The following is a 10,888-nucleotide window of genomic DNA, read 5'->3' on the forward strand; positions in this document are numbered from 1 at the left end:
GCACTTGCGCCACGCTCTTCATCGGGCGTAGCGGTGCAAAGCCAGCCCCCAGGCCAGCTGAAATGCCAGTCCGCTGTCCGGCAAGGCTTGCCATCCCCCTTGTGCAACAGCCGCCTGGCGTGCCAGCGCCTCGCTATCCATGACAACGGGCGTCAAGCCAGCCGCCGTAGCCGCATCGAGGCGACGCTGCACGCTGGCGCGGCGCGCCGCCACGAGCAGCACTTCGACCTCCCGCTGCGTCTGGCCGGCAAGCGGTGGCGCCGGCCCGAGCTGGTAAAAATCCAGGCTGGCGTCTTCCAGCGCAAACGGCATGTATTGCGCCGCCTCCAGTTCCACCAGAATCTCCAGTTGCTCCTCGGGCAAGCCCGCCTGCAGACGGATCACATGCGCGATCAAGGCCGTGGCCGGCATGGCCAATGCCACGCGGGTGCAGGCGCTGCCACTGTTGCGGCATGCCAGGCGCACGGCGGTAGTCAGACCCTGCACATCTTCAACATTGCCTTCAAGCATCACTCCTTCAGCCAGCGCGGCGCTGCCGCAATGCCGGCACGACAGTTTTCCCCGCCGGCGTCTCAACTCGACCACGCGCACGGCATCGTCCGCCATGTCGACGCCCAGCAAGCCGATGCCAAGAAAACTGCGGATAGACATGTTTTTCATAGAGAAACGTGACCGTGGGAAGGGTTGCTGCCATCCGAAAGCCTAGTCCTGGCAGCGCTGGCTTGTAAATGGATTTCACACTGGTGCCTGCGGCGCGGCGCGCCTATCTGGCCAGGCTATGATCTGGCGCAGAATAATTGTTACCAAATCCTGGTTGCCAGCGGGCCAATACACGCTTATATAGAGTATCGACAAGTGTCGACACTCCCCCCGGCAAGCGCCACGGCGCGCTGCCCGCCCGGCAAGCTCGCTTATAATTGACCGGCATAATTAACCGAAAGACATACGACGCATGACATCTTCAAACTCCGCTGGCTCCGCTGGCTCGAAGCCGCCCACCAAGGGCAGCAAACCCAAACGTTTTCTGTTGATGGCCCTGGTATCGCTGCTGGGCCTGGGCATCGTCGGCGTCTTGCTGGTAGTTTTTGGCCTGGCCATGGCCTATCCGAACCTGCCAGCGCTCGATACCTTGACCGATTACAAGCCGAAAATGCCGCTGCGCGTGTTCACGTCCGACAGTGTGTTGATCGGCGAGTTCGGTGAAGAACGGCGCAACATGGTGCATATCAAGGATATTCCCGATGTCATGAAGAAAGCCGTGCTGGCCATCGAAGATGACCGCTTCTATGAACATGGCGGGGTCGACTATCTGGGCATCACCCGCGCGGCCCTGCACAACCTGACGGGCGGCGCCAAGCAAGGCGCCTCGACCATCACGCAGCAGGTGGCGCGCAACTTCTTCCTGTCCAGCGAACAGACGCTGAAACGCAAGGCGTATGAAGTCTTGCTGGCGTGGAAGATCGAGAAAAACCTCAGCAAGGACCAGATCCTCGAAGTGTATATGAACCAGATTTATCTAGGTCAGCGCGCCTACGGCTTCGCCTCGGCCGCGCAAATCTATTTCGGCAAGAATATCCAGGACCTCACCGTGGCGGAAGCGGCCATGCTGGCTGGCTTGCCAAAAGCGCCGTCGGCCTACAATCCCGTCGTCAATCCGAAGCGCGCGCGCATGCGCCAGCAATACATCCTGCAGCGCATGGCGCAACTGGGCTACATCACGCCTGAGCAATACACGGAAGCCAAGAATGAAGAGCTGAAAGTAAAAACTGACAGCAGCGCCTTTGGCGTGCACGCGGAATATGTCTCGGAAATGGCGCGCCAGCTGGTCTACGAGCAATTCAAGGAAGATACTTACACGCGCGGCCTGAACGTCTACACCACCATCACCAAGGCCGACCAGGACGCCGCCTACATTGCCTTGCGCAAGGGCGTGATGGATTACGAGAAACGCCACGGCTACCGCGGCCCGGAAGCCTACATCGAGATTCCGAAAACCAAGGCTGAGGCGGATGATGCGATCGAAACGGAGCTGGCCGACCACCCGGACAGCGACGACATCATCGCCGCCATGGTGCTGCAAGCGTCGCCAAAATCGTTGCAGGCAGTCACGTCGGCAGGCGAGGAAATCACCATTACCGGCCCGGGCCTGACATTTGGCGCAGCCTGGCTGTCGGAAAAAGCGGCGCCGAACCGCCGCATCAAGCGTGGCGCCGTGATCCGCGTCATGCAAGAAAACAACAGCTGGGTCTTGACGCAAATGCCGGAAGTGCAATCGGCGTTTGTGTCGGCCAGCACCACCGACGGTGCCATCCGCGCCATGGTGGGCGGCTTCGATTACAACCGCAACAAATTCAACCACGTCACGCAGGCGTGGCGCCAGCCCGGCTCGGCCTTCAAGCCCTTCATCTATTCCGCTTCGCTGGAACGGGGCTTGTCGCCAGCCACCATCATCAACGATGCGCCGATCTCGTTCGACGCGGGCCAGACGGGCGGCCAGGCGTGGGAACCGAAGAACTACGACAGCAAATACGATGGCCCGATGACCATGCGCAAGGGCTTGATGAAATCGAAGAACATGATTTCCATACGTATCCTGCACAAGATCGGCGCCAAGTATGGCCAGGAATACGCGACGCGCTTCGGCTTTGACGCGGACAAGAACCCGCCATATCTGACCCTGGCCCTGGGCGCCGGCAACGTGACGCCGCTACAGATGGCGGGCGCGTATGCCGTCTTCGCCAACGGCGGCTATAAGATCAACCCTTACCTGATCGCCAAGGTGACCGATAGCGACGGCAATATCCTGTCGCAAGCCAAGCCGGATCTGGCGGGCGAGGAAGCCAACCGCGTCATCGACGAGCGCAATGCCTTCATGATGAACAGCATGCTCAACGACGTCGTGCGCTTCGGCACGGCGAACAAGGCCATGGCCTTGAAGCGCCCTGACCTGGCCGGCAAGACGGGCACCACCAACGATTCCATCGATGCGTGGTTCGCCGGCTACCAGGCCAAGCTGGTGGGCATCGCCTGGATCGGCTACGACCAGCCGCGCAACCTGGGCAACCGGGAAACGGGCGGCGGGCTGGCCCTGCCGATCTGGATCAGCTACATGGCGAAAGCCCTGAAAAGCATTCCCGTCGAGGAACGCGCCGTACCGGAAGGCTTGATACGCGTGGGCGACGAATACTACTATGCGGAAAATCCGCCGGGCACCGGGGTGGGCAGCCTGGAAGGCGCGGCGCGCGGCACGCCGGAGGAAGAAAAAGCCAAGGAAGCGGTCAAGAATGAACTGTTTTAAGTTCGCTTGATGTAAAAAGGGCAGCCTGAAGAGGCTGCCTTTTTTATTCCTTGGCGAAACGTTATTTCAGGACCACCGGCGCGCCCGCCTGCTCGCTGGCCATGGCCGACAGGGCTGAAAACAGTTCCGAGCCGTCGCGCGTGTTGACCCACTCATCGCCCACGCGTTTGTAATGGAAACCGCCCGAGCGCGCTGCCACCCACATCTCGCGCATGGGGGCCTGGCTGTTGACGATGATTTTCGTGCCGTTATCGATGAATTCGATTTCCAGTACATTGCCGCTGCGGCTGCATTCGACGTCGAGCACGTCTTCATCGTTCAGCCGGTCCAGCGCCGCCGCGATCTGGGTCAGGGTGGCTTCGGCCAGGGCCAGGAATTCCGATTCGCTCATGCTACACTCCAAAGATCTTAATCAAACCGTGATTCTAATCGTGAAGTCATCCTCAGCGTTTTATATCGGTACCGCCATTGTGGTTTCTAGCATCCTGGCCGGCTGCGGCCAGCCCGGTCCCCTGTACCTGCCCAAGCCGCCGGCGGCCAAGGGCGCGCCAGCCAAAGGCCCTGTCGAACCGGCGCCCGTGCCACCGCCGCCGGTGATCGTGCCGGCTACCTAAAGCGAACGCACCGGGGTGGCGGCATGCGCCGCCCTGGCGCTTTTTACACGCTTGCTCCAGGCGAAATATACTCGAATTAACAACAGTAGCGCGACGATACTGCCGAACAGGATCGGTTGCGCGAAATTGTGCTTGCCCGCCTTCATCCACCAGAAGTGCAAAATGCCCAGTGGCGCGATGACGTAGATCAAGCGGTGCAGCCACTGCCAGCGCTTGCCGCCCAGGCGTTTTACCATGCCGTTCGTGCTCGTCACGGCCAGCGGAATCAGCAAGACGAAGGCGATGAAGCCCACCGTGATGAACGGGCGCTTGAGCACATCCTTCCACATTTCCTGCACATCAAAAAAGTGATCGAACCACAGGAAGGTGGTGAAGTGCAGTGCCGCGTAGAAAAACGCGAACAGGCCCAGCATGCGCCGCAGCTTGATCAGCCAATTCCATTGCGTGAAGCGCCGCAAGGGCGTCACAGCCAGGCTGATGCAGAGAAAATACAGGGTCCAGTCGCCCGTGCCACGCGTGATGAATTCCAGCGGCTCCACCAGTTGCCCCGTGTACGTCAGCCAGACCATGCGTGCAAACGGCAGCAGCGCCAGTAGAAAAAGCAGGCTTTTGAATAGCGAAAATTGTCTCGGCGTGGGGTTGAGGGCCATGGTCTTTCCTTAAAAGAACTTCTTCAGATCCATGCCCGCGTACAAGGAAGCGACATCGTTGTAGCCGTTGAACATCAGGGTCTTGCGCTTGCGCGTGAGGAAACCGTCTTCGCCGATGCGCCGCTCGGAAGCCTGCGACCAGCGCGGATGATCGACGTTCGGGTTCACATTCGAGTAAAAACCGTATTCGGACGGCGCCGACAGGTTCCAGGACGTGCGCGGCTGTTCCTTGACGAAGCGGATCTTGACGATGGATTTGGCGGACTTGAAACCATATTTCCACGGCAACACCATGCGCACGGGCGCGCCGTTCTGGTTCGGCAAGGCTTCGCCATACATGCCCAGGGTCAGCAGCGCCAGCGGATGGTTCGCTTCATCGATGCGCAAGCCTTCCGTATAGGGCCACTGCAGCACGCGGCTACCCACGCCCGGCATTTGCTTCTTGTCGGCCAGGGTGATGAATTCCACATACTTGGCATTGCCCGTCGGCTCGACCCTCTTGATGATTTCCGAGAAGGAATAACCAACCCACGGGATGACCATCGACCAGCCTTCCACGCAGCGCAGCCGGTAGACACGCTCTTCCAACGGCGCCAGTTTCAACAGCGCATCGAGGTCCAGCGTCATGGGCTTCTTGACTTCACCTTCGATGCTGACCGTCCACGGCCGCGTGCGCAAGGTACCCGCGTTTTGCGCCGGATCGCTCTTGTCCGTGCCGAATTCGTAGAAATTGTTGTAGCTGGTGGCGTCCTTGTACGCCGTCTGCTTTTCCAGCGCCGAATAGGCGGGATTGAGCTTGGCGGCCAGTTTGGGATTCGTGCCTTGCGCGAAGGCTTCGCGGCTGGCCATTTCCAGCAAGGCCGCACTGGACATCGAGCCCAGCGCCACTTGCGTGATGAAGCTGCGGCGCGATTCAAACACGGCGCGCGGCGTGATTTCGGAAGAATACGGCAATTCAATGCCGTTGGGACTGCGCTTGATCAACATGGCGGCTCCGGGAAAAGGGTGATTATTTGTACCTTACACCAGTTTTCCCGGGCCGTTCATGACGCTTCTGTCATTAAAGTTTGCCGTAAGAATGCAAACCGGAAAGGAACATATTCACGCCTAAAAACGCGAACGTCGTCACCAGCAAGCCCACCAGCGCCCACCACGAAGCGACGCGGCCGCGCAAGCCCGTCATCAATCGCATGTGCAGCCAAGCTGCATAGTTGAGCCAGACGATCAGCGCCCAGGTTTCTTTCGGGTCCCACGACCAGTAGCCGCCCCACGCTTCGGCCGCCCACAGGGCGCCCAGGATGGTCGCTACCGTAAAGAAAGCGAAGCCCACGGAAATCGCCTTGTACATGACGTCGTCGAGCACTTCCAGCGACGGCAGGCGGTCGACCAGGTAGCCGCTCGATTTGAGCAGATATGCCGCCGCCACCATGGCCGACAGGGCGAAGGTGCCGTAGCCGATGAAGTTGGCCGGCACGTGGATCTTCATCCACCAGCTTTGCAGGGCCGGCACCAGCGGCTGGATTTCGGCCGCGTCGCGCGTGACCGTGTACCACATCAGGAACACCACGGCCGCCGAAATGACCAGCATGACAAAGGCGCCCAGCTGGCGCGTCGCGTAATGCTGCTCGTAGTACAGGTAGAACATGGCCGTGATCAAGGAAAACAGGATAAACACTTCATACAGGTTCGACACGGGAATATGACCCACGTCGGCACCGATCAGGTAAGACTCGTACCAGCGCACCAGCATGCCCGTCAGGCCCAGTACCACGCCGGCCCAGCACAGCAGGGAGCCGACGGAGGAGCCGAATTCCGAGCGCGCCACCAGGCCGATCCAGTAGAACAGGGTCGACAGCACGAACAGGGTGCCCATCCACAAAATGGCGGATTGGCTCGACAAGATATATTTCAGGAAGAATTTCTGGTTCGCCATGTCCAGATGGCCGGCGTACAGCTCGATGGCGGACAGCGACAGCACGGCCGCCAGGGGGATCAGCCAGCGCACGGGCTTCCAGTACCAGCCCAGCCAAGCGAACGTGGGCGCCGCTGCCAGCAAGATGGCTTTTTCATAGATATCCATGAAGGCGCCAAAGCGCATCAGGCCAAACAGGGAGGCGGCCAGCAAGCCGGCGCCATACAGCCAATCGATCAGGCTCAGGCGCTTGAAAAAGCCTGGTTCCTGCGTATATATTTGCTTGTTTGCCAATTCCATATTTTCTCCATTCCCGGCGACGCGCAAGCGTCCCAGACACAGCGCAGCTTACGCCGATTGCGGCAGCTTTGCCTTCAAAGTCTCAAATTCTTTTTCAAAATCCAGGGTCTTGCGTTGCGTGCTCATGGCCATCAACGCTACACTGGCCCCCTCGCCATCCTTGATCCACACCCACAGGCGGCGCTCGCGGATGTAAAACATGGAAAACACGCCGATCACGAGGAAGAGGCAACCGAGGTACACCACGCTCTTGCCCGGCGAACGCGTCACTTGCAGCACGGACGCCTTGATTTCCGTGAACTCGTCGAGCTGCAGATACACGGGCGCGCCATAGAAGAAGCTGTCGGACAGCGCATTCGTGGCCAGCTGCAGGAAGCGGCCGTGCTTGTCATCGGCCTCGATGGCTTTCAAGCCGTCCTGGGCGCGCGCCGCCTGCCACAAATCCCACAGGCTGCCATTCAAGATCTTCATGAAGATATCGGCCGCTTTTTCTTGCTCGGCCGCAGGAATTTTCTCCAGGAAACGCGAAATGGCCAGGAAACCGCCCTCTTGCCCATTGCCGGCAAAGATACCCAGGCTTTTCGCCGCCGATTCCTGCAACTGGCCGCGCAGAGCTTCCGCGCCCGGTTGCGGCATGGCGCGGGCCGCATAGCGCGCGGCAGCTTGTTGGCGCAGCGCGGGATCTTGCAGCGCGGCCCGCAAACGCATCCACTCGTTTACGCTGTAATTGTCATCGGCGGGAATGCGCAGGAAGCTGAAGGCATCGCTGGGGTTGATGCGCATGCCGGCCAGGAACACCGTCGTGCCGTCCACGGTGACAGGCTGCATGTAGTTCTGGTATTCGCGCGCCTGGCCCGTCTTGTCGCGCAATTTGTATTGCACCGAAGGACCGACGTTCTTCAGATCCTTGTTGTTCGCGTTCTTCGCGGCCGAACCGAGGCGCTTGTCCAGGCCGACGGCAAATTTATCGTTGAAACTTTCCGCCTTGCTGACGGCGCGCACATCCTGGCCGGCGCTGAGGTTTTCCACGTTAAACGGACGGAAAGCCGACCATTCCACCGTGTAGGAATTGCCATCGCTGCGCTCGAGCGGCGTACTGCCGCCGACTTCGCCGCCGATATCGAAGCGTTTCGTCGTCTTGCCCACCATGGGAAAACCCGTCAACTTGAGCTTGCTGCCACCATCCTCAAAGCTGGACTGGTACAGGGCCAGGCCCTTGTACAGCAACGGCTGGTTGACTTTGATAGTGGCAGGAAAACTTTCGCCCGTGACATGATCGGTGATGACGACATCGCTGGCGAACAGCTTCGGCATGCCCGTGCTGTAGAAATCGATGTGGAATTTTTTCAGCAGGATGGTGATGGGCAGATCCTGGATCAGCACGCCATCGGCCTGGGGAATGATGGCCGTATTGCTTGACGAGCCTTCCGGGATCATGGTGTTGCCGCGAAAAGTAGGATTCGACAGGCTCAAACGGTGCTGGGCTGGAATGTCGGCGATCACGCCGCTGCCGGAAAACGGTGTCTTGCCAAAGAACCATTGCTGTACGCGGATCGGCATTTCGGAGTCGAGCAAGCCGCCCACGCAAATGATGACGATGGCGCCGTGGGCAAAGATATAGCCCCATTTATTGGCCGCGCCGCGCTTGGCCGCCACCAGGGTGGCGTTGTCCTTCTCGACCACCTTGGTCGCATAGCCGCTGTCTTTCAGGCGCATCACCATCTGCTGTGCCAGCACGGCGCGCGGCAGCGGCGCCTGCCATTCCATCTTGTGATGGAAATTGCGCAAAGATTGCTCGCGCACATTGTCGCGCCAGCTGCGCATGTCCTTGAGCATCTTCGGCGCATTGCGCACGATGCACAGCGAGGTCGAGGCGACCAGGAAACCCATGATCACCAGGAACCACCAGGCCGAATACACGGAATACAGGCTCAGCTTGTCGAAGACGGCGAACCAGAATGGACCGAACTGGTTCACATAATTGGGCATGGGCTCGTTCTGCTTGAGCACGGTGCCGATAATGGAGGCGACGGCGATCAGGGTCAGCAGGCTGATGGCAAAGCGCATCGACGAGACCAGCTCGACGAATTCAGCCAGGCTGCGGCGTTGGGTCTTTAACTCGATTCCGGTCGTGCCTGTGCTCATACGTTGATACTCATACTGGATATGCAATCTTGAGGAAAGTGGCAAGGAGCACACAGTATGTCTGCGGGCAAAGCGGCAGCATACTCCTGTTTGGCCCCTGCCATAAAAAAGGGCAGCCTGTTTGAGATGGCCGCCCTTGTTCATGCGCGCTGGTGCGCCTGGCAATTTCTTGCCACTATGAAAACTTACTTCAGGCCGGCGATATAGTCGGCCACGGCGGCGATTTCGTCATCCGACATGCGGGCGGCGATGGTGTGCATTTGCGCGCTGTTCTTGCGGGCGTCGGCCTTGGTGCTGCGGAACATGGCCAGCTGGGCCACCGTGTAATCCTGGTGCTGGCCGGCGATGCGCGGATACTGGACGGGCATGCCATTGCCCGTCGCGCCATGACAGCTGGCGCAGGCGGCGATTTGCTTGGAAGCAATGCCACCACGGTAGATTTTCTTGCCCAGGTCAATCGTATCCTTGTTTTTCGCGGCACCCGGCTTGGACAGCTGCGCACCCAGGTAGGCTGCGATATTCTTCTTGTCAGCGTCGCTGAGCATCTTCGCGTACGTCGTCATGACAGGCTGGTTGCGCTCCGGCGTGGTGAAGTCGACCAATTGCTTGTAAATATAGCTTTCGTGCTGGCCGGCCAACTTCGGGTTGACCGTGATGGTCGAATTGCCGGCCGCACCATGGCAAGACACGCAGGCAGGCAAGCCGCGCGCCGCATCGCCATCGGCGTACAGGGTAGCGCCCTTGGCAGCGTCGGCCTTGACGGCCGGTTTCGGTGCTTCGACCGCGAAAGCAGTTGCCGATACGGCCAGCAAAGCGAGCAGCATGGATTGGACAAACGGTGAAAACGCACGATTCATTCAGGCACCCTGAGACAGTGAGAAATTAGTGGTGGACATTGCCGCGCTCCTGCGATTTTTGATTTATTTTCAGGGCCGCAAGCCGCATCGCTGCTACGCCGGCAACAATTAACAATCCCTTATTGTACAATAGCTTCTTGGCGTTATCGCTCCCTTATCGCTCCATTTTGTTGCTTTACTACTCCCATGTCAAAACTCTGGCAAGCCCGCTTCTTTACGACCGTCAACCAATTGCGTGACCTGCCCGATACCACGGTGCCGGAAATCGCTTTTGCCGGCCGCTCCAATGCCGGTAAATCGACCGCCATCAACATCTTGTGTAATCAGAAAGGCTTGGCGTTCGCCTCCAAGACACCTGGCCGTACCCAGCACATCAACTACTTCTCTATCGGCGGCGCCCATGTGGCGCAGCACCGCAAGGATGCCACCATCGTCGAAGAGATCGAATGCCTGCTGGTCGACTTGCCCGGCTACGGCTACGCGGAAGTTTCGGGCTCGGCCAAACTGCACTGGCAACGTTTGCTGGGCGACTACGTGCAGCGCCGCGAGCAATTGGCGGGCCTGGTTCTTATCATGGATTCGCGCCGTCCTTTCACCGACCTGGACGTCCAGATGCTGGAATGGTTCGCCCCCACGGGCAAGCCGATCCACTGCATCCTGACGAAAGTCGATAAGCTGAACCGCAATGAATCGGTCAACGCGCTGCGCCAGGCGAAAGCCAAGCTCGACAGCTATGTCGATGAAGACGGCGTCGGCTTCCCGTTCACCGTGCAACTGTTCTCGGCCCTCAAGCGCGTCGGCATCGACGAAGCCAATGACAAGATCATGGAACTGGCTGGCATCAGCGAAGACGGCGCGGCCGAAATGGTCGAACTCATCGAGATGGAAGACGACGTGGAAGCGGCACCGGGAACCGAATCGGACAAACCGGCCTGATCATCATCAGCGCCACATGACAAAAAGGCTGCCCGTTCACACGGTGCAGCCTTTTTTTAGGTTCATCGCACTTTGCCGGGGAACGCATCCTTGATTTTGAGGAAGAAGTATGCCGAGTCCCGGAAACCGTAAGCCATCCGCTTGATAACTTTGATGCGGTTGTTGACACCCTCGAG

The 10,888-nt window shown here is 59.3% G+C and carries 11 protein-coding genes; 3 read left to right on the top strand and 8 right to left on the bottom strand.

Going from position 1 to position 10,888, the window contains the following annotated elements:
* Positions 1–18 precede the first annotated feature (18 nt).
* The gene (pilM, locus tag ACQ4W7_RS16955; RefSeq protein WP_436531913.1) at positions 19–651 is read right to left on the bottom strand and encodes a pilus assembly protein PilM; all 633 of its coding nucleotides are present in this window, start codon (positions 649–651) and stop codon (positions 19–21) included.
* Positions 652–952: 301 nt separating this feature from the next.
* Between pilM and ACQ4W7_RS16960 the strand changes: the two genes are divergently transcribed.
* Positions 953–3,298, top strand: a complete 2,346-nt coding sequence (locus ACQ4W7_RS16960) for a penicillin-binding protein 1A (protein WP_436531915.1) — start codon at positions 953–955, stop codon at positions 3,296–3,298.
* Positions 3,299–3,359: 61 nt separating this feature from the next.
* On the opposite strand, the gene cyaY is transcribed toward ACQ4W7_RS16960, so the two are convergent.
* Complete coding sequence (gene cyaY / locus ACQ4W7_RS16965) at positions 3,360–3,689, bottom strand: iron donor protein CyaY (RefSeq protein WP_436531917.1); 330 nt, start codon at positions 3,687–3,689, stop codon at positions 3,360–3,362.
* Positions 3,690–3,729: 40 nt separating this feature from the next.
* Here cyaY and lptM point away from each other — a divergent pair, with 40 nt between their 5' ends.
* Complete coding sequence (gene lptM, locus ACQ4W7_RS16970) at positions 3,730–3,912, top strand: LPS translocon maturation chaperone LptM (RefSeq protein ID WP_092718293.1); 183 nt, start codon at positions 3,730–3,732, stop codon at positions 3,910–3,912.
* Here lptM and msrQ read toward each other — a convergent pair.
* The 5 genes from msrQ to ACQ4W7_RS16995 form a co-directional block, all read right to left on the bottom strand.
* Positions 3,909–4,562, bottom strand: a complete 654-nt coding sequence (msrQ, locus tag ACQ4W7_RS16975) for a protein-methionine-sulfoxide reductase heme-binding subunit MsrQ (protein ID WP_436531919.1) — start codon at positions 4,560–4,562, stop codon at positions 3,909–3,911. The genes lptM and msrQ overlap by 4 nt on opposite strands.
* Before the next feature lie 9 nt (positions 4,563–4,571).
* A complete protein-coding gene (msrP, locus tag ACQ4W7_RS16980) occupies positions 4,572–5,549 on the bottom strand; it encodes a protein-methionine-sulfoxide reductase catalytic subunit MsrP (protein WP_436531921.1) in 978 nt (325 codons plus the stop codon).
* A gap of 73 nt (positions 5,550–5,622) precedes the next feature.
* Complete coding sequence (gene ccsB / locus ACQ4W7_RS16985; protein WP_436531923.1) at positions 5,623–6,774, bottom strand: c-type cytochrome biogenesis protein CcsB; 1,152 nt, start codon at positions 6,772–6,774, stop codon at positions 5,623–5,625.
* Positions 6,775–6,822: 48 nt separating this feature from the next.
* On the bottom strand, positions 6,823–8,919 hold the full coding sequence (locus tag ACQ4W7_RS16990; RefSeq protein WP_436531925.1) for a cytochrome c biogenesis protein ResB: 2,097 nt from the start codon (positions 8,917–8,919) through the stop codon (positions 6,823–6,825).
* A gap of 185 nt (positions 8,920–9,104) precedes the next feature.
* Positions 9,105–9,776: a c-type cytochrome gene (locus ACQ4W7_RS16995; RefSeq protein WP_426073373.1), complete on the bottom strand. Its 672-nt coding sequence runs from the start codon at positions 9,774–9,776 to the stop codon at positions 9,105–9,107.
* A gap of 186 nt (positions 9,777–9,962) precedes the next feature.
* Here ACQ4W7_RS16995 and yihA point away from each other — a divergent pair, with 186 nt between their 5' ends.
* Positions 9,963–10,712: a ribosome biogenesis GTP-binding protein YihA/YsxC gene (yihA, locus tag ACQ4W7_RS17000; protein WP_298410125.1), complete on the top strand. Its 750-nt coding sequence runs from the start codon at positions 9,963–9,965 to the stop codon at positions 10,710–10,712.
* Between the two features lie 62 nt (positions 10,713–10,774).
* On the opposite strand, the gene ACQ4W7_RS17005 is transcribed toward yihA, so the two are convergent.
* Positions 10,775–10,888, bottom strand: a 114-nt coding sequence (locus ACQ4W7_RS17005) for a transposase (protein ID WP_426074579.1), incomplete at its 5' end; no start/stop codon positions are given.

This window comes from Janthinobacterium algoris (assembly GCF_051380935.1).
Classification (GTDB): domain Bacteria; phylum Pseudomonadota; class Gammaproteobacteria; order Burkholderiales; family Burkholderiaceae_D; genus Janthinobacterium.